The sequence below is a fragment of the Ruegeria sp. YKSE079 genome (genome assembly GCF_059612845.1).
Genome location: NZ_JBXWRJ010000004.1, coordinates 179,593 through 198,986, shown reverse-complemented (window position 1 = coordinate 198,986; position 19,394 = coordinate 179,593). Strand labels below are relative to the sequence as shown.

General features: G+C 62.3%; 16 protein-coding genes. 4 read left to right on the top strand and 12 right to left on the bottom strand.

What is annotated here, in order from left to right:
* Positions 1 to 76 precede the first annotated feature (76 nt).
* Together AC2FMY_RS05560 and AC2FMY_RS05555 are read left to right on the top strand one after the other, a co-directional pair.
* Complete coding sequence (locus tag AC2FMY_RS05560) at positions 77 to 1,330, top strand: efflux RND transporter periplasmic adaptor subunit (RefSeq protein WP_480749748.1); 1,254 nt, start codon at positions 77 to 79, stop codon at positions 1,328 to 1,330.
* Positions 1,327 to 5,121: an efflux RND transporter permease subunit gene (locus AC2FMY_RS05555; protein ID WP_496807105.1), complete on the top strand. Its 3,795-nt coding sequence runs from the start codon at positions 1,327 to 1,329 to the stop codon at positions 5,119 to 5,121. The genes AC2FMY_RS05560 and AC2FMY_RS05555 overlap by 4 nt, the downstream gene beginning before the upstream one ends.
* A 55-nt stretch (positions 5,122 to 5,176) precedes the next feature.
* Here AC2FMY_RS05555 and AC2FMY_RS05550 read toward each other — a convergent pair whose 3' ends face one another.
* The 4 genes from AC2FMY_RS05550 to AC2FMY_RS05535 all read right to left on the bottom strand — a co-directional run bounded on the left by AC2FMY_RS05550 (position 5,177) and on the right by AC2FMY_RS05535 (position 9,756).
* Positions 5,177 to 5,824 (bottom strand): MarC family protein, encoded by a 648-nt coding sequence (locus AC2FMY_RS05550; protein ID WP_496807104.1) that lies wholly within the window; start codon positions 5,822 to 5,824, stop codon positions 5,177 to 5,179.
* A gap of 82 nt (positions 5,825 to 5,906) precedes the next feature.
* A complete protein-coding gene (locus AC2FMY_RS05545) occupies positions 5,907 to 6,314 on the bottom strand; it encodes a DUF2147 domain-containing protein (RefSeq protein WP_496747589.1) in 408 nt (135 codons plus the stop codon).
* A gap of 59 nt (positions 6,315 to 6,373) precedes the next feature.
* Complete coding sequence (locus AC2FMY_RS05540) at positions 6,374 to 8,164, bottom strand: ABCB family ABC transporter ATP-binding protein/permease (RefSeq protein ID WP_496807124.1); 1,791 nt, start codon at positions 8,162 to 8,164, stop codon at positions 6,374 to 6,376.
* Between the two features lie 92 nt (positions 8,165 to 8,256).
* Positions 8,257 to 9,756, bottom strand: a complete 1,500-nt coding sequence (locus AC2FMY_RS05535) for a LysM peptidoglycan-binding domain-containing protein (protein WP_496807103.1) — start codon at positions 9,754 to 9,756, stop codon at positions 8,257 to 8,259.
* 126 nt (positions 9,757 to 9,882) lie between these two features.
* Here AC2FMY_RS05535 and AC2FMY_RS05530 point away from each other — a divergent pair, with 126 nt between their 5' ends.
* A complete protein-coding gene (locus AC2FMY_RS05530; RefSeq protein WP_496747551.1) occupies positions 9,883 to 10,434 on the top strand; it encodes an LOG family protein in 552 nt (183 codons plus the stop codon).
* Here the strand turns inward: AC2FMY_RS05530 and rarD are convergent.
* The 3 genes from rarD to AC2FMY_RS05515 are packed head-to-tail and all read right to left on the bottom strand — an operon-like array spanning position 10,341 to position 12,820.
* The gene (gene rarD / locus AC2FMY_RS05525; protein WP_496747553.1) at positions 10,341 to 11,291 is read right to left on the bottom strand and encodes an EamA family transporter RarD; all 951 of its coding nucleotides are present in this window, start codon (positions 11,289 to 11,291) and stop codon (positions 10,341 to 10,343) included. The genes AC2FMY_RS05530 and rarD overlap by 94 nt on opposite strands.
* A gap of 43 nt (positions 11,292 to 11,334) precedes the next feature.
* Positions 11,335 to 12,216, bottom strand: coding sequence for a metallophosphoesterase (locus AC2FMY_RS05520; RefSeq protein WP_496807102.1), 882 nt, complete (start codon positions 12,214 to 12,216; stop codon positions 11,335 to 11,337).
* A 4-nt stretch (positions 12,217 to 12,220) separates the two neighbouring features.
* Complete coding sequence (locus AC2FMY_RS05515; RefSeq protein WP_496747556.1) at positions 12,221 to 12,820, bottom strand: superoxide dismutase; 600 nt, start codon at positions 12,818 to 12,820, stop codon at positions 12,221 to 12,223.
* 98 nt (positions 12,821 to 12,918) lie between these two features.
* On the opposite strand from AC2FMY_RS05515, the gene AC2FMY_RS05510 reads away from it, so the two are divergent.
* Positions 12,919 to 13,680 (top strand): FkbM family methyltransferase, encoded by a 762-nt coding sequence (locus AC2FMY_RS05510; RefSeq protein WP_496807101.1) that lies wholly within the window; start codon positions 12,919 to 12,921, stop codon positions 13,678 to 13,680.
* A 32-nt stretch (positions 13,681 to 13,712) separates the two neighbouring features.
* On the opposite strand, the gene AC2FMY_RS05505 is transcribed toward AC2FMY_RS05510, so the two are convergent.
* From AC2FMY_RS05505 to AC2FMY_RS05485, 5 genes are all read right to left on the bottom strand, one after another.
* Positions 13,713 to 14,279: a sarcosine oxidase subunit gamma gene (locus tag AC2FMY_RS05505; RefSeq protein ID WP_496807100.1), complete on the bottom strand. Its 567-nt coding sequence runs from the start codon at positions 14,277 to 14,279 to the stop codon at positions 13,713 to 13,715.
* Positions 14,272 to 17,301, bottom strand: a complete 3,030-nt coding sequence (locus AC2FMY_RS05500) for a sarcosine oxidase subunit alpha family protein (RefSeq protein WP_496807099.1) — start codon at positions 17,299 to 17,301, stop codon at positions 14,272 to 14,274. The genes AC2FMY_RS05505 and AC2FMY_RS05500 overlap by 8 nt, the downstream gene beginning before the upstream one ends.
* Positions 17,302 to 17,370: 69 nt before the next feature.
* Positions 17,371 to 17,700: a sarcosine oxidase subunit delta gene (locus AC2FMY_RS05495; RefSeq protein ID WP_480749736.1), complete on the bottom strand. Its 330-nt coding sequence runs from the start codon at positions 17,698 to 17,700 to the stop codon at positions 17,371 to 17,373.
* An 18-nt stretch (positions 17,701 to 17,718) separates the two neighbouring features.
* Positions 17,719 to 18,084 (bottom strand): TfoX/Sxy family protein, encoded by a 366-nt coding sequence (locus tag AC2FMY_RS05490; RefSeq protein WP_496747563.1) that lies wholly within the window; start codon positions 18,082 to 18,084, stop codon positions 17,719 to 17,721.
* 16 nt (positions 18,085 to 18,100) lie between these two features.
* Positions 18,101 to 19,345 (bottom strand): sarcosine oxidase subunit beta family protein, encoded by a 1,245-nt coding sequence (locus tag AC2FMY_RS05485; RefSeq protein WP_480749734.1) that lies wholly within the window; start codon positions 19,343 to 19,345, stop codon positions 18,101 to 18,103.
* Positions 19,346 to 19,394: the final 49 nt, after the last annotated feature.

Below are 19,394 nucleotides of genomic sequence, written 5' to 3'. Positions count from 1 at the left end.
AGTCGATTATGAGTCCCCATCTGATACCAAATGCCGTTGAGTTCCGTTGTCAGGACAGATTTGAAAAGGGCACACGATGCGATTGATCCCAATCCTCACCGCTTTTCTGGTGATCACTGCGCTTTACCTGCTTGTATTTGAAAGACCGGCCCTTCTGGCCTTTGCCGGGTATGAAGCGGCGGCGGCGCAGCCGCAGGCCGATCAGACAGGCGATGACGTTGCGGAAGCCGGTCAGGACGCCGCCGACCCGAACGCCGTGGCGGTTGTCGCCCTGCGTTCTCAGGCGCGCGAGATTGACAGCGCGGTGTTTCTGAGAGGCCAGACCAAGGCGAACCGCCAGGTCGAAGTGCGCGCCGAGACCACCTCGACCGTGATCTCGGAGCCCAAGCGCAAGGGCGCATTTGTGAAGACCGGTGATCTTTTGTGTGAGCTTGATCCCGGTACGCGATTTGCCGATCTGGCCGAAGCCAAGGCAAGAAAGATCGAGGCGGAAAGCCGGCAGCCGGAGGCCGAGGCGCTGTTGGATGAGGCACGCGCCCGGCTGGCGGAGGCGGAAATAAACAACACCGCCGCCCGGAAACTTTCGGAAACGGGGTATGCCTCGGAAACGCGCCGCGTCTCGACCGAAGCCGGGATGCGGGCCGCCGAGGCGGGGATCAAGACCGCCGAAGCCGGACTGGAAACAACGCGCGCGGGAATCGAGGCCGCAACCGCCGCCGTGGCCGCAGCCGAGCGGGAAATCAACCGCCTGACGATCGAGGCGCCGTTCGACGGGTTGCTGGAAAGCGATACCGCCGAATTGGGCAGCCTGATGCAGCGCGAATCGGGCAGCCTCTGCGCGACCGTGATTCAGCTTGATCCGATCAAGCTGGTCGGTTTCGTGCCGGAAACCGAAGTGAACCGGATTGCGGTCGGGGCCGAGGCCGGGGCCACACTGGCCACCGGTCGTCAGGTGCAAGGCCGTGTCACGTTCCTGAGCCGGTCGGCCGACGAGACCACCCGGACATTCGAGGTCGAAATCACCGTTCCGAACCCGGACCTGACGATCCGCGACGGCCAGACCGCCTCGATCGCGATTTCGTCGGAAGGGGCCAAGGCGCATCTGCTGCCGCAATCGGCACTGACGCTGAACAATGACGGCCAGTTGGGCGTGCGCACCGTGGCCTCGGGCAATGTGGTGGATTTCCTGCCGGTGCGCCTGTTGCGCGACACGACCGAGGGCGTCTGGCTGGGCGGCCTGCCTGAAACCGTTGACGTGATCGTGGTTGGTCAGGAATTCGTGACCAAGGGTGTCGCCGTAGCGCCGACCTATCGGGAGGTCTTGGAATGATCGGCATCGTCGACTGGGCCGCCAAGCGCGCCCGGATGGTTCTGGCCTTTATCGCGATCTCGCTGGTGGTTGGCGGGTTTGCCTATGTCAGCCTGCCCAAGGAGGGCGAGCCGGATATCGAGATCCCCGCCCTGTTCGTGTCGGTTCAATTTCCCGGCATTTCGGCGGAGGACAGCGAGAACCTGCTGGTCAAGCCGATGGAGACCGAGCTGGCCGATCTGGACGGGCTCAAGAAGATGAGTTCGACCGCCGCCGAAAACTATGCCGGCGTGGCGCTGGAATTCGAGTTCGGCTGGGACAAGACCGCGATCACCGCCGATGTGCGCGACGCGATGAACACGGCGCAGGCCGATTTCCCCGAAGGGGCCGAACAGTATACGCTGAGCGAAATCAATTTCTCGGAATTTCCGATTGTCATCGTCAACCTGACCGGGGCGGTTCCGGAACGGACAATGGCGCGCATTGCCAAGGATTTGCAGGATGATCTGGAAGCGCTGGATTCGGTGCTGGAGGCCGGAATCGCGGGCAATCGCGACGAATTGCTGGAAGTGATCATCGATCCGCTGCGGCTGGAAGCCTATAACGTCACCGCAGCCGAACTGATCAACGTGGTCCGGAACAACAACCAGCTGATCGCTGCCGGTGAGGTCGAGACCGAACAGGGCACGTTTTCGGTCAAGATCCCGTCATCGTTCACGACCGCGCAGGATGTCTATGGCCTGCCGGTCAAGGTCAATGGCGACCGGGTTGTGACGCTGGGGGAACTGGCCGAGATCAACTATACCTTTGAAGACCGCGAGGGCACCGCCCGCTTTGACGGAGAGCCGACGGTTGCCCTGCAGGTGGTCAAGCGCAAGGGTTTCAATCTGATCGACACGGTTCAGGCGGTGAAACAGACCGTCGCGGCCTCAAGCGAGAAATGGCCCGAAGAATTGAAAGCGGCGGTCGAGGTCGGCACGTCGAACGACCAGAGCCGCGTCGTGGGATCGATGGTCAGCCAGCTTGAGGGCTCGGTCCTGACCGCCATCGCACTGGTGATGATCGTGGTTCTGGCCTCGCTTGGGTCGCGCGCGGCGCTGCTGGTGGGGTTCGCCATTCCCACCTCGTTCCTGTTGTGCTTTGCCTTCCTCGCCGTGATGGGCGTCAGCATCTCGAACATCGTGATGTTCGGTCTGATCCTTGCGGTGGGCATGCTGGTCGACGGCGCCATCGTGGTTGTCGAATATGCCGACAAACGCATCAAGGAAGGCGTCGGCCCGATGCACGCCTATGTCGAGGCGGCGCAGCGGATGTTCTGGCCCATCGTGTCGTCGACAGCAACGACACTGTGCGCGTTTTTGCCCATGCTGTTCTGGCCCGGCATTCCGGGCGAGTTCATGGGCATGCTGCCCGTCACGCTGATCTTTGTCCTTTCCGCTTCGCTGGTGGTGGCGCTGATCTATCTGCCTGTGATGGGAGGGGTTTCGGGGCGGCTGAGCCGGGTGTTCGGCCGCATCTCGGACTGGCTGCGCGTCCGAACGCCGTGGCTGGTGCGGGCCGCGCTGGTACCCCCTGCGCTCTACACGATCTTCCTGGGTGCGATGCAGCTATTGAATCCGCATTACCTGCTGCCCGAGGGTGCGTCGGGTGGCACGCTCCTTGGCGTGTTGCTGTTCCTGTTTGGTGCCTTTGCCGGGTCGGTGACGCTTGGGGCGGCGCGGATCGAACGGACCGATGATCATGTGCATTCCGCCGAGGAACACACGCTGTTTGGCCATTTCATCAAGTTCCTCGTTGGCAATCCGATCATGCCGATCGTTTCGATCGCTGCTGTCGGCTTTGCGGTGATGACCGTCATGAACATCTATGGCGAGAACAACCGTGGCGTGGAGTTCTTTGTCGACAGCGAACCGGAACAGGCCACCGCTTATGTCCGGGCACGCGGCAACCTTTCGCTGACCGAAAAGGACGCGATGGTGAAGGCGACCGAAGCGGTGATCGGCGCACACCCGGCGATCACCAATATCTTTGCCTTTGCGGGTGAAGGCGGGCTGAACCAGAATACCGGAGGCTCGCAGGCACCTGCCGACACGGTCGGTCGGGTGCAGTTCGAGATCACCCCATGGGAGGACCGCCCGAAGGTAGCCGAACCGATGCTGGGCGGCCTGATGTCGCGCGAGGTTGTCGCGCCGGACTATGCCGGCAACACGGTGATCGAACAGCTGAACACAGAGTTGGCCAAGCTGCCCGGTTTCGAAGTCGAGATTGAGGTTTTGGGCCGCGGCCCGGCCTCGGCCAAGCCGGTGCACTTGCGTATCAAGGGCGATGGCTGGGAGGATCTGACCGCCGCCACGCTGGCCGCACGGGAAAAATTCGAGACCACCCCCGGCCTGATCCGGATCGAGGACAACCTGCCCCTGCCCGGCATCGACTGGCAGATCGACGTTGATGTGGCCAAGGCGGGCCGGTTCGGCGCCGATGTGGCCACCGTCGGCGCGATGGTGCAGCTGGTGACGCGGGGCATCCTGTTGGGCGAAATGCGGCCCGAGAGCAATGACGAGGAAATCGAAATCCGCGTGCGCCTGCCGGAAGAGGACCGGGTGCTGTCGACGCTGGACACACTCAAGGTGCGCACGCCCGACGGGCTGGTGCCGCTGTCGAACTTTATCACCCGCAAGCCGGTCGACAAGCTGGCCCAGATCAACCGGGTGGACCAACAGCGTTATTACGACGTCAAGTCGGATGTCGAAAGCGGGCTGATCAAGATTGTGGCAACGGATACGGACGGGTCGGAACAGACCCTCGCCATCGTGCGCGAAATCGAAGAGGGAACCTCCGCGCAGGACGTGACGGTCGAACGGGCCGACGGCAAGACCTATGCGCTGGTTCGACTGTTCGACGTCGAAAACGCGGACATCCTGCAGGACCGGATAGATGCCGAAGAGGCGCGATTTGCGCCGATCAACCCGAATGAACGTATCGTGGCGCTGACCGAATGGCTGAACACCAGCCCCTTCCCCAACAGCATCAGCTGGGAATGGACCGGCGATCAGGAGGATCAGGCGGAAAGCCAGGAGTTTCTGTCCAAGGCATTCCTGGCGGCGCTGGGGCTGATGTTCGTGATCCTGCTGGCGCAGTTCAACAGCTTTTACAATTCGGTTCTGGTGCTGCTGGCGGTGGTGCTGTCCACCACGGGCGTTCTGGTGGGCATGCTGGTGATGGACCAGCCGTTTTCGATCATCATGACCGGAACCGGGATCGTGGCGCTGGCCGGTATCGTGGTGAACAACAATATCGTGCTGATCGACACCTATCAGGAATACAGCGCCTATATGCCCAAGATCGAGGCCATCGTACGCACAGCCGAGGCGCGTATCCGCCCCGTTCTGCTGACCACGCTGACCACGATGGCGGGCCTGACGCCGATGATGTTCGGCCTGTCGCTGGATTTCATCAATGGCGGCTATTCGATCGACAGCCCCACGGCGTTGTGGTGGAAGCAGCTGGCCACGGCGGTTGTGTTCGGGTTGGGCATTGCCACCGTGCTGACGCTGATCGTCACCCCGTCGTTCCTGGCGCTGCGGGTGTGGGTCACGACCTATGCGATCTGGCTGGGCCGCGCGCTGGCGCGTCTGACCGCCGGCCGGTCCAGCCGTATCGCGCAGGACATGGCCCTGGGCCGGGCGGCGAGCGGAATGCAGGCAACCGAGGTGATCTGGGAGGATAGTACGGCGCCGGAGATCCGCGATGGGAGCCCGAAAGACCCGGAAAGCACGCAGCCGCCAACACCACCGCTCAAGGCGGCGGAGTAACGGCCAGGGGCCAAAGCCCATTTTTCCCGGCGAGAACCTGCGCCGGGAAATGCGTTCAGACCGGCAATTGGATAGAAAGCACAAATTCTTCAACGCCGGACAGCATGAGTTCCACGGAAACTGCGGCCAACAGAATTCCGAGGACGTTTGTGCCGATCTGAATTGTCGTGTTGTTCAGGTATCGCGTCACGACACCTGCAAAAATCATGGATAGCCAGTACTGAAGCGCGGTGACGACCGCAACGGCGCAGATCGCGGCGAAATCGGAAAGCGTTGTCAGCTCGCTGCTGAAAACGATGGCCGTCGTGAACAGTCCGGGCCCGGCAAGAACGGGGATCGTCAACGGGTAGACGCCGATATCCTTCTTTGGCGGCACGGGCATGTCTTGCGACGACTGGGCGGGGTCTTCGTTCTTGTCCAGGTTCAGAAAGAGCATCTTGAATGCAAGACCCAGAATAATCAGTCCTCCGGCAATTTTGAAGGACGGTAGATTGATGCCAAAAATCAGGAGGACCTGATCTCCGACTATCACGGTCAGCATCAGCACGCAGAACATCGTTGCGGCTGCGATGAGCGAGGTTCGCAGGCGCTCTGCGTTGTTGAAGCCTTGTGTCATGGCGACAAAGACGGGGACTGTATAGAGGGGGTTGACGAACGCAAAGAGCGCAAGCGAGAAATCGATAAACAAGTCCTGATTGAACATATGCCCTCCCCAAGGTTGACGGCTTGATCGTTTCATTCCCGCCCGAAACAGACTCTGGCTGTTGATGTGACGCGAAGAAAACTCAGAGCCGCGTCCAGGACTGGTGGCCGCAGATGTGGTGGGCGCAGCCCCTGACCTTGAGGGTATTTCCCTTGAGCGTCATCTGGGGCACCGCCTGAACGTTGACCAGCGGCACCCAGAAAGTACCGCCGCCGTATTTCCCGCCGCCTTCGCTGGTGACCCCCCAGAACAGCCGCTTGCCGATATTGGGGGTTTGGACTTTCTTTCCCGACGGATCATAGGCCGAGAGGATCTGACCGCAGAACTTGTCACCACAGGCGGATATCCGGATGTGCGATGTCAGGTTCTTGCGGTCTGGCTGCGTTTTCCAGACGCCGATGATCGGATCGGCGTATGCAACGGCTGGCAGCAAGAACGGGCTTGCGGAAAGGGTGGCCAGGGTCAGGGTCATTCGCAGGTATCGATACATGATGAGACCTCCGGAATCAGGGCCCCATCATATCATTTCCCTTGCGCCCGACAAAGCTGTCAGGCGGCGTCGGCATCCGCCTGCTGGCGGCTCCAGAGCTGGGCATAGCGGCCGTCGCGCGATAGCAATTCGTCATGCGTGCCCTGCTCGACTATCTCACCGCGTTCCAGCACCACGATGCGGTCGGCCTCGGCAATGGTGGACAGGCGGTGGGCGATGGTGATCACCGTGCGCCCCTCGCCCGCGCGGGCCAGAGCGCCCTTGATTTCCTGCTCGGTCTCGGTGTCGAGCGCCGACGTCGCCTCGTCCAGGAGCAGGATCGGCGGGTTCTTGAGCAGGGTTCGGGCAATGCCCACGCGCTGTTTTTCACCGCCTGACAGTTTCAGGCCGCGTTCGCCAACGCGGGTGTCATAGCCTTCGGGCAACGTCACGATGAAATCGTGGATTTGCGCGGCGCGCGCGGCCTCTTCCACTTCGGCCTGGCTGGCCCCGTCGCGGCCATAGGCGATGTTGTAGCGAATGGTGTCGTTGAACAGCACCGTGTCCTGCGGCACCACTCCGATGGCGGCGTGCAGGCTGGATTGCGACACGTCGCGCACATCCTGTCCGTCGATCCTGAGCGCCCCGACGGTGACGTCGTAGAACCGGAACAGAAGCCGCCCGATGGTCGATTTGCCCGAGCCGGTGGCGCCGACGATGGCGACGGTCTGTCCTGCCGGGACAGTCAGGGAAATGCCCTTGAGGATCTCGCGATCCGGGTCGTAACCGAAATGGACCTTGTCGAGCGTCACCTCGCCGCCATTGACCCTGAGCGCAGGCGCGTCGGGTTTTTCGGTGACTTCCGAGGGCTGTTCCAGAAGCTGGAACATCTGGCCCATGTCCACCAGCGCCTGACGGATTTCGCGGTAAACCGTGCCAAGGAAGTTAAGCGGCACTGTGATCTGGATCATGTACGCGTTGACCATGACGAAATCGCCCACCGTCAGCGTGCCGTTCTGTACACCGAGAGCCGCCAGAACCATCACCCCGATCAGGCCGCAGGTGATCAGGAAGGATTGGCCGAAATTCAGGAGAGCCAGCGAATAGGCCGTTTTCAGCGCCGCCTGCGCATAGGCCTTCATCGATACGTCGTAACGTTGAGCTTCGCGGTCTTCGGCGTTGAAATATTTGACGGTTTCGAAGTTCAACAGGCTGTCGATGGCGCGCTGGTTGGCCTCGGTATCCTGATCGTTCATCTCGCGGCGCAGCTTGACCCGCCATTCGGTCACCGCAAAGGTGAACCAGATGTAAAGCGCGATGGTGACGGCGACGACGACCAGATACCAGACATCGAAAAGCCACATCAGGATGATGGCGACCAGCAGCAGTTCCAGGATCAGCGGCCCGATGGAGAACAGCAGAAAGCGCAGCAGGAATTCGACGCCCTTCACCCCGCGCTCGATGATGCGGCTGAGACCGCCGGTGCGGCGGGTGATGTGATAGCGCATCGACAGGCGGTGAATATGCTGGAAGGTCTCAAGCGCCAGCGCCCGCAACGCCCGCTGTCCGACCGGTGCAAACAAAGCGTCGCGCAGTTGCTGGAACCCGACCGTCAGCATCCGAGCAACGCCATAAGCCACGGTCAGCCCGACCGCGCCCAGCAGCATCGGCGGCGCGCCGTCCTTGGCCAGACTATCCACCGCGCCCTTGTAGAGGATCGGCGTATAGACGGCGATCAGCTTGGCCAGCACCAGCATAGCCATCGCCAGGATGACACGTTTCTTCACCCACGGCTCGTCCTCTGGCCACAGGTATGGGGCCACCTTTCGGATCGTGCGCCAGCCCGAGGCGCGGTCATCCTCGGGCGGCATGTCGTCGGAATGCAAAGGGGCCAGACGTCTCATCGCGTACCTTGATTGCGGTCAGAGATAGCCCTTGGCCCGGGAAAGGCCAGAGGCAGGGATCATTCGGGGATAGTGAAGACCTGCCCCGGGTAGATCAGATCCGGGTCGCGGATCGACTCGCGGTTGGCGTCGAACACCCGTACGTACAAAAATCCGTCGCCATAACGTTCGCGCGAAATGGCCCAGAGGGTGTCGCCCTTTTGCACGGTCACGGCACGAATTGCCGGCGCAGGGGTTGGGGCTGGCACCGGCGATTCAGTCTCTGCGATTGCCGCAGGCGCTGTTTCTGCAGTTGTGGTCGTGGCGGGTGCCTCGGTGGACGTGTCGGAGGTGGACGCTTCGGCGGTAACAACCGGAGTTGCTGGTTGCAGAACCTCAAGTGACTCCCGTTTGAACGGGGTTTCAAGGCGGCTGAGAACGGTGCCGTCGCCGCCGATCTCATCCAGCCGCAGGGTATAGATACCGGGTTCGATGCCTTCGATCTCTCCGCGCCATCTGCCCTGATCGCTGGTCGGCATGTCGGTGATCGCGCGATTGTCGAGATAAAGGCGGATCACGGCGCGCGGCTGGGCGCGGCCCGAAAGCTGTACATCGCCGCTCTCGGAATAGCCGATCGTGTCAAGCGTGACCTGCCCTGTTGGCACGTCCGCCTGTTTGGCCGGGGATTGAACCAGTTCGACGCCGTCTTCTCCGGAGCGGAGAATGGCAACCTGGCCCGTGCTTTCGGGGGCGGGTGTTTCGGTGGTTTCGGGCTGAGGGAGCTGTTCGGCGCTGGCAGTTTCGGCGGTTTCCGCCGGTTGGACGGTTTCGGCGGTTTCCGTGTTGGTCGAAGCGTCTGCGGTGTCATCGATTGCGGCCGCTTCGGTGCCCTGCTCTTGCGAGCCCGTGTCTGTATCGGCCTGTGCGACTTGCGCCGCTGGTTCTTGCGCCGGGCTATCCTGCGGATCGGCGGACGCGGTTTCCTGCGCAGGTTCGGCGGCGGGTTCCGGCGCAATGCTCTCGGCGCTCGCAACCTGTTCCGGCTGGGGCTCCGGTTCTGGCAGAGCGGCAATCAGATAGTCGTCGGAGAGTTGTTTCTGCCCATCAAGTTCGCCTTCGAGTACCAACCCGCGGGCGGCATCGCTGAAGGGAAGTGACAGGAACTCGGCAAAACTGCCGCTGTTGTCGACGACAAAGTCGTGCACTTTCGCACCATCCAGCAGAACCGTGATGGAACTGCCCGGCACCGCGCTGCCGGACAGCAAGGCATTGCCGTCTTTTTCGACATAGATCTGATCGAGCACGGGGGCCGGGTGTTCGGAAGGGGCCGGTTCCTTGGCCGCGGCGTGTTCTTCGGCCTCTTCGGTTGCGGACTGCGGGTCCGTGTTGCCCTCTTGCGCAGGTTTCGCCGTATCCTGTGGCTGCGGTTCGGACTGCGCCGCCTGCTCTGCCGGTTCCGGCACAGGCTCGGATGATGTCCCGAAAATCCCGGTGTAATACAGAACTCCTGCCCCGATCAGGGCAACACCCCCGGCGAGCAGCCCCCAGGTGAAACTCCCGCTTCCCGACTTCGCAGCCATTTCAGTCCTTTCAATCCGTGGCGTGTGCCATCCCCAGGCCGGCATCCGCGCCACGCAGTTGAGCCAGCTTACCAATCCCGCTATCACGGGTCAAAAGCTCTGACACAAGCCCGGAAAGGCCGTTTCATGTCCCAGAAATCCGTCTGTGTGTATTGCGGGTCACGCAATGGTGCAATCCCTGCCTATTCGGACGCGGCAAGGGCGTTTGGCCAGATGCTGGCCGTTCAGGGCTGGCGGCTGGTCTATGGCGCCGGAGATGTAGGTCTGATGGGCGAAGTTGCGCGCGCGGCCCAGGCGGCGGGTGGTGTGACTTTCGGCGTAATCCCGGTTCATCTGGTGCGCCGTGAGGTCGGCAAGACAGATCTGACCCATTTCGTCATCACCGAGACGATGCACGAGCGCAAGAAGGTGATGATCATGAACGCCGATGCGGTCGTGGTTTTGCCGGGCGGACCGGGGTCTTTGGACGAGTTGTTCGAAGCGCTGACATGGCGGCAGCTGGGACTGCACGACAAACCGATCCTGATTCTGAATGTCGATGGCTATTGGGACAAGCTGCGCGAGCTTCTGGATCAGGTGATCGCTCAGGGTTTTGCCGACCCGTCGCTGGGGGAGTTCCTGATCTGGGCGGATACAGCAAGCGCCGCCATGGATGCCCTGCGCGCGGCCCTGTCCTGAGCGAGCGCCGAGACCGAAAAGATCGCGACCGCCGTCCAGATCAGCGCAAATGCGACCTGGTGCCAGAAGGTGAAGGGCTCGCCAAAAACCAAGACGGCGCAGAAGAATTGCAGGGTCGGGTTGAGGTATTGCATCACGCCCACGGTGGACAGGCGGACGCGGCGGGCCGCATAGCTGAACAGGATCAGGGGCATCGCCGTCAGCGGGCCGGCGAGTATAAGCAGCAGGCTGGTGCGCCAGTCACTGGCGAAATGCCCCTGCCCCATGCCGTGATACCAGGCCAGAACCGCCAGCCAGAACGGCAGGTAGATCAGGATCTCGCAGGTAACGGACACGACTGGCCCCAGCGCCAGTTTCTTTTTCACTGCCCCATAGACGGCAAAGGTCGAGGACAGGATCAACGATATCCACGGCGCCACGCCAAGGCCGACGGTCAGCACGATGACCGCCAGAGCGGCAAGCGCGATGGCGCCCCATTGCGCGATACCAAGCCGTTCGCCGAACCAGAACCAGCCGATCAGCACCGTGATCAGCGGAAAGATGTAATAGCCCAGCGACGCTTCGGTCGCCTTGCCGATCTGGATCGACAGGATGAACACGAACCAGTTGGCCGAGATCATCGCCGCCGCGAGGGCAATGACGGCCGTCTGCCTGCGCCCGGCAAAGGCCGAGGCAATCTCGTGCAACCGCCCCTGAAGCGCCAGCATTCCGGCGAAAAAGACGACGGACCACAGCGTGCGGTGCGACAGCACCTCGGGCGGTGGAACATGCGTCAGGAGTTTGTAGAACAGTGGCGACAGGCCCCAGATCGTGCAGGCCGCGACCATGGCAAGGATGCCCTTGAATGCTTCTGTCATGATCGCCCTCCGCCGCCACCGGAACCACGGGGACGGGGCAAGGTCAAGCGCTGATCTCGATCAGGGTGATCTCGGGCACCACACCGAACCGGACCGGCAGGATCGAACACCCGATGCCGCCTGAGACGACCAGATCGCGCGCATCTTCGCGTACGTGCCCATAGGCGTAGCGATTGCCGAACCGCGAGGGGACAATCGGGGAGTATCCGAACAGGCGCACCTGCCCCCCATGCGTATGCCCGGAAAGGGTCAGGGCCACGCGGGCGGGAACCTGCGGAAAGATATCGGGCTCGTGCGCCAGCAGGATGACCGGATCGTCATCGGTGATCTGCGCCAGCGTTCCGGGCAGATCGTCCAGCCCGTCGAACCTGCCCCCGCCCCGCACCAGCGCGAGCTGATCCTCCAACCCTGCCAGCCAGGTGCCGGATCGGGCCAGTTTGACGGCGGCGTTGGACAGGACGGGAATGCCCGCTTGTCTGAGCGCCTCGCCATAAAGATTCGGACCACCGCCACGAGCCTGCGCCGACAGGTCGTCCCACCAGTCGTGATTGCCCAGGACCGCATAGACACCTTCCGGGGCCGAGAGTTTGGCCAGTACCGGCACCAGGTCGCTGATCGGCACCGGTTCGGTCACGAACCGATGTCCCGCCGCGAAATCGCCCAGCAGCACGATCAGGTCGGCACCCAATGCGTTGGTGCGGCGCACCAGGCGTTCGACGCGACTCAACCCGACAAAGGGTTCACCGACATGCAGATCCGCGATCACCGCGATACGCAGGGGCCGTGCTGTCCAGTCGTCGCGCCGGATGATCCAGCGCCGCACCCGCAGGCGCAGGGCCGGTTCGATGAAGAAACCGTAGGTGGCCGCAAAAAAGGCTGCCAGCAACGACGCCAGCAGCCCCTTGATAAACCCGCGTCGGGTCAATCTATCACATCCGGGACGCGACGTTTTCCCAGTTCACCAGATTGTCGAGGAAGTTCGACAGGTAAGCCGGGCGCTTGTTGCGGAAATCGATGTAGTAGCTGTGCTCCCACACGTCGCAGCCCAAGAGCGCGGTCTGGCCGAAGCAGAGCGGGTTGACGCCGTTCTCGGTCTTGGTCACGGCCAGCGAGCCGTCGGCGTTCTTGACCAGCCAGCACCAGCCCGAGCCGAACTGACCGGCGCCGGCGGCGGAGAACTGCGATTTGAACTCGTCGACCGAGCCGAAGCTTTCATTGAGGGCTGCCTCAAGCTCGCCCGGCATGGCACTGGTGCCCGGGCCCATCATTTCCCAGAACTGGTTGTGGTTCCAGAGCTGGCTGATGTTGTTGAAGATGCCGTTCTGTGCCACCGCGCCGGCGTCATAGGTGCCGGTGATGATCTCTTCCAGGCTCTTGCCGTCCCATTCGGTGCCCGCGATCAGCTTGTTGCCGTTGTCGACATAGGCCTTGTGGTGCAGATCGTGATGATATTCCAGCGTTTCCGCCGACATGCCCTTGGATGCCAGCGCGTCATGTGCATAAGGAAGATCAGGAAGTTCAAAAGCCATCTTGGCCCCCTGTTGAAATATGAGTTGCGTTCCCAAGTTTACATGCTTTGGCAGCGCCGCGAGGTCAAGGGCCGAGACAAGAAAACCCGGAGGCAGGGATGCTGACCAAAGCGCGCAAGATGTTCTATCGCGCCCGCGGATACTATGCGGGGAACCTGAATGGCGAGCGGTTCCGGCTGGACCCGTACCATTCCAAGTTCTGGCGCAAGGGATCGGCGGGAGGTTGGGAGCCGGAGACCTTCGCGGTGCTTGATGAATACCTGTCACCCGACCGGGATTACCTGGATATCGGTGCATGGATCGGCCCGACGGTTCTGTATGGCGCGCGCAGGGCACGGCATGTCTGGTGCTTTGAGCCAGACCCGACCGCCTATCGCCATCTGGCGTGGAATCTGGAATTGAACGATATCCGCAACGTATCGGCCTTTGGGGTGGCGCTGTCGGGCGGGTTCGGCGTGGCGCGCATGGCCTCGGTGCGCGGGGAGCCGGGGGATTCCACCACCTCGCTGCTGAGCGATGCGGATCATGGAACCGATGCCTTGACCATCGGCTGGGATCAGTTTTGCACTGCGACGGATTTGTCGCGGGTTTCACTGGTCAAGATGGATATCGAAGGGGCGGAGTATACGGTTCTTCCGACGCTGGTGGACTGGCTGAAAGACCAGCGCCCGGCGCTTTATCTTTCGACACACGCGCCGTATCTGAATGAAACTGAACGCAAGAACAGGACGCTGGAGTTGTTCGATGCCCTGTCATTCTATCCGAACTGTACGGATGACAAGGGAACCCCAATCGTGAAGGATGACGCGGTGCGTGACCCGGCGTTGGAGCGGTTCGGAACCTATCTGTTCACAGACTGAAACGGCCCCCGAAGGGACCGTTTGGCAGATATTCAGTAGTAGTCGACCTGACTGCCCGGCTGCGCGGCAACCTTGAGCAGTTTGAAGGCGTAATCCGCGGCCGAGCGGAAGCAGACGACGCGGAAGGTGTCGTCGCCATCCATCCAGAAGGCGCCGGCAATCTGGGCCAGCCGCGAGCGGCGGATCTGGCCGGGCTGGAACACCTCTTTCGACAGATCGACCGGCGAGACCTTGGCCATCACCTCGCGGGCATAGGCCCCCGAGACGCGGAACACCGCACGGGCGTCCGAGACATTGACGGCCAGTGAATGAGTACTGCCAAGCGCCTTTGTCATCGCGGCCAGTTTGGCCTCGACCTCGGCATAGGGCACAAGCACCAGCAATTCGTCCGGGGACATCCAGCACACGCCGGTGTCACCATCGACGAGCGCCTCGCGCTGGCCGGGGACTTTATGACCGGTTGCGTCCTTGACGGCCTTGGCCAGAGCCTTGTCGGCGAGATCGCCGCGCAGGGTGATCATACCCTGCAGGCCGCATTCCTCGATCTTGGCGATACCGTCATAGCTGGCGTGGTTCAGTGCGCTGATGGGTTCAGACATTCTGCTTCTCCCCGTCCTTGTCGAAGAAGATCGGGTCAACGATCTTTGCCTTGTAGGTTTTGCCGTCGGTGCCCGGGAACTCGATCACCTCTCCCATGCGGTCGGGGCCGTGCTTGACCAGACCCATGGCGATGCCACGGCCCAGGTTGGCCGAGTAGTAGGTCGAGGTCACGCGCCCGATCATGTTGCGCTGGCCGTTGGCGTTGACGCCATCACCCGCCGCATAGGCGCCGTCGGGGATAACTGAACCATCCACAGTCTCGAGACCCACCAGTTTCCAGCGGTCGGGATCGGTCATGTGGGTGCGTTCCTGCGCCCGTTTGCCCAGGAAATCCTCTTTCTTTTTAGAGATCGCCCAGTGCAGACCCAGATCCTGCGGGATCACGGTGCCGTCGGTTTCGTCACCGATCATGATGAAGCCCTTTTCGGCGCGCAGAATGTGCAGGCATTCGGTGCCGTAAGGCATCACGCCGAACTCTTTTCCGGCCTCCATCAGGGCATCCCAGAAGGCCTGCCCCTGCGACGCAGGCACGGCGATTTCATAGCTGAGTTCACCCGAGAACGAGATCCGGTAGGCGCGGCAATCGAACGCGCCAATCTTGCCGTCGCGCCATTCCATGAAGGGCAGCGCCTCTTTCGACAGGTCCATGCCGCCGCCAGCCTGAGCGTTCAGCTTGTCCAGCACCTTGCGGGCGTTGGGGCCGACCACGGCAACCTGCGCGTATTGTTCGGTCACGTTGGCGACATAGACTTTCCAGTCCCACCATTCGGTCTGCAGCCATTCTTCCATGTGGCCATGGATGCGTTCGGCGCCGCCGGTGGTTGTGTGGCACAGGAACGTGTCCTCGTCGATGCGGGCGACAACGCCATCGTCAATGAGGAAGCCGTTTTCCGAACACATCAGGCCATAACGGCATTTGCCGGGCTTCAGCGTGGACATCATGTTGGTATAGAGCATGTCCAGGAACTTGCCCGCATCCGGTCCCTTGACGATCAGCTTGCCCAGCGTCGAGGCATCCAGCAGGCCAAGGTTCTGGCGGGTGTTCTTGACCTCGCGATTGACCGCGTCATGCACGGTTTCGCCGGGACGGACATAGGCATAGGTCCGGCGCCACTGGCCGACCGGCTCCCAATCCGCGCCGTTGCGATCATGCCAATCGTGCATCGGCGTGCGGCGGATCGGCTGGAAGATGTCGCCTCGCGCCTCTCCGCCGATCACACCCATCGAAATGGGGGTATAGGGCGGGCGGAACGTGGTGGTTCCAACCTGCGGAATCTCGGAATTTAGTGCATCAGCAAGGATCGCCAAGCCGTTGATGTTGCTTAGTTTGCCCTGATCCGTTGCCATGCCGAGCGTGGTATAGCGCTTGGTGTGTTCGACGCTTTCATAGCCTTCGCGCGCAGCAAGCTGCACGTCCGAGACCTTGACGTCGTTCTGGAAGTCCAGCCAGGACTTGGCGCGCAGCTGCATGTCGGCATTGGCGGGCATCAGCCAGACGGCCTGCATCGCGGCCTCTTCGGTGCTTTCGCCGACCGGGGCCTTGGTGTTCCTGGGCTTGAAGCCTGCGGCCCTGGCCGCGGCCTTGCCTGCCGCCTGCGCGTCGGCCATCACATCGCCCAGCGACAACGGACCGTTGGCGGACCCGGCGGCAACAACGAAGCCTTCGCCATTCGCGCCCAGCGGCGGGCGGTCGGGGTCGGGGCGGAAATGGGCGTTGGCCTCGTCCCAGATCAGCTTGCCGCCGCAATGCGACCACATGTGAACAACCGGAGACCAGCCGCCCGACATGGCGACTGCATCACATTCGACTTCTTCCCGTGCGCCGCCAACGCCTTCCTGATTGCACAGCGCAACAGTCTTGACGCGCTTGCCACCCTTGACCTTGGCAATGGCCTTGCCGGGGTCGACCCGGATACCAAGCGCGCGCGCCTCGTCGGCCAGCGCGCCTGCTGTTGTGCGGGCATCGACGATGCGCAGCACGTCAACACCGGCCTGCTTAAGAATGATCGCGGTGCGATAGGCATCGTCGTTGTTGGTGGCGACGATGACCCGCTCACCCGGCGTCACGCCCCAGTTCACCACATAGTCGCGCATCGCCCCGGCGAGCATCACGCCGGGCACGTCGTTGCCCGCGAAGGACAGCGGGCGCTCGATGGCGCCTGTCGCGGTGACGATCTGCTTGGCACGAATGCGCCACAAGCGGTGGCGCGGACCCTGCGCGCCGGGCTTGTGATCGGAAATTCGTTCGTATCCCAACAGATAGCCGTGGTCATAGACGCCCGCCGCCATGCAGCGCGTGCGCAACGTGACGTTGTCCATGGCCTGCAGCTCGGCAACGGTTTGCTCCACGAAGTTATCCACAGGCTCGCCGTCGATGGTGCCGCCGTCAACCGGAGCGCGACCGCCCCAATGCGCGGTCTGCTCGATGAGCATGACCCTGGCACCCGACTGCGCCGCGACCTTGGCCGCCTGCAGACCGGCGACACCGCCGCCGATCACGACGACGTCGGCAAAGGCATAGAAATGCTCGTAGGTATCCGCGTCGCGGGTTTCCTTGTCGGGCGCTTTGCCCAGACCCGCCGATTGGCGGATGATCGGTTCGTAGACGTGTTTCCAGAACGGTTTGGGATGGATGAACGTTTTGTAGTAAAAGCCCGACGGCAGAAAGCGCGCCAGCTTGTTGTTCACCGCCAGGATGTCGAAATTCAGGTTCGGCCAGTGGTTCTGCGAGGCGGCCGAAAGCCCCTCGAACAGCTCGGTTGTGGTGGCGCGCTGGTTCGGCTCGAACCGGCTGCCCTGCCCCAGCCCGACCAGGGCGTTGGGTTCTTCGGCGCCAGACGCCACCACGCCGCGCGGACGGTGGTACTTGAACGACCGGCCCATCATCATCTGATCGTTGGCCAGCAGGGCCGAGGCCAGCGTGTCGCCCTCGTAGCCCTGCATCGTGGCGCCGTTGAACGTGAATGTGACCTGCTTGGACCGGTTAATCAGCCGGCCCTGATTTGCGAGACGGGTGCTCATGTCATGCGGACCTTTCGCAAGAGGAGGCGTCGGAGCCTCCGGCGGGAGTATTTTTGAAGAGATGAAGCATCAGGAGAAGTCTTTCCAAGACCAGCCCGGGCGCTTGGCCGAGATGGCATCCTTGATCGCTTGCGGCGGCTCGGTGGTCTGGGCCGGATAGGTGCCGAACACTTCGAGCGTGTTGGTGCAGCGCGCGGCGTGAAACCACTTGCCGCAGCCATTGGCATGCCGCCAGCGTTCCAGGTGAACACCCTTGGGGTTTTCACGCATGAACAGGTAGTCGTGAAAATCATCCTCGGAAGAGCCGGGACCGAAGCGCTTGAGATGCGCCTCGCCGCCTGCGGCCAGTTCGGTTTCTTCGGCGTCGACGCCGCAATAGGGGCAATTCAGGATCAGCATATCGTCATCCTTTGCACGTTATTTCGGTGGCAGGCTGGCCGCATGGGCCAGCGACAATTCAGTCAGTTTTGCGCGCAGCGCAGTGTTCTCGAAGCCTCCGGCGTCCACCTCGACCATGCCGCCCATCCGGCGACCGGTGAAGGAGAGCGGTTGCGCCCCGGCGGACAACGCCTCGGCCTCGCCGCCCTTGCCGGGGCGGTACATCGCCCCGTCCTTGTGAACGCCGCAGACCATGTTGCCATGGAGAAGGAAACACAGGCCGCCGAACATCTTCTTCTCGGTCAGTCCCGGCTCCACGCCCAGATCCGCACGCATGATTTCGGCCATGTCCTCGGAATAGGCCATCACGCCCACCCTTTCCGAACGCCGGAACGTTCGCGACATGCCCGATAGATGGTCATCAGTGCGCCACCCCGGCGGCGACGCTTTCGTCGATGAAGCGGCCTTCTTTGAAGCGGTCGAGCGAAAACGCCTCGGTCAGCGACGAATGGCCGGTGGCCATCAGCTGTGCCATGCCCCAGCCCGAACCGGGGATCGACTTGAAGCCGCCGGTGCCCCAGCCGCAGTTGATGAAGCAGCCGTCAAGCGGGGTTTTCGACAGGATGGGCGAACGGTCGCCTGTCATGTCGACGATCCCGCCCCACTGGCGCAGCATCTTGAGACGTGAGATCATCGGGAAGGTTTCGTTGAGCGCTCGCACGGTTTCTTCGATATGGTGGAAGCTGCCGCGCTGAGTGAAGTTGTTGAACCCGTCGGTGCCGCCGCCGATCACCATCTCGCCCTTGTCGGATTGCGACATGTAACCGTGCACGGTGTTGGCCATCACCACCACATCCATGCAGGGTTTGATCGGTTCGGAAACCAGCGCCTGCAACGCCAGCGATTCAACGGGCAGACGGAAGCCCGCCATTTCGGCCAACTGGCCCGAATGACCTGCAACCACGATGCCGAGCTTGTCACATTCGATGGCGCCCTTGGTGGTTTCGACACCCATCACGCGACCGTTTTCGCGGCGCACGCCGGTGACCTCGCATTTCTGGATGATGTCCATGCCCATGTTGGAACAGGCACGGGCATAGCCCCAGGCCACGGCGTCGTGGCGCGCGGTGCCGCCGCGTTCCTGCCAGAGCGCACCCAGAACCGGATAGCGGGGGCCGTGGATATTGATGATCGGCACCAGTTCCTTGACGCGTTCGGGAGTGATCCATTCGGTCTTGACGCCCTGCAGCGCGTTGGCATGCGCCGTGCGCTGATATCCGCGAATCTCGTGCTGGGTCTGAGCCAGCATCATGACGCCGCGTGGGCTGAACATGACGTTGTAATTCAGTTCCTGGCTGAGATCCTCGTAAAGCCCGCGCGCCTTTTCATAGATCGCTGCCGACGGGTCCTGCAGATAGTTCGAGCGGATGATCGTGGTATTGCGGCCGGTGTTGCCACCGCCCAGCCACCCTTTTTCGATCACGGCAACGTTGGTGATACCGTAGTTCTTGCCAAGGTAGTAGGCGGTCGCCAGGCCGTGCCCGCCCGCGCCGACGATGATGACGTCATAGCGTTTCTTGGGTTCGGGTGAACGCCAGGCGCGTTCCCATCCGGTGTGATGGCGCAGCGCTTCGCGCGCCACTGCAAAAGCTGAATAGTGTCTCATGAGCGAATCCGATCCGGTTCGTGATTGGTCGCAGATATGCCGCGCGACC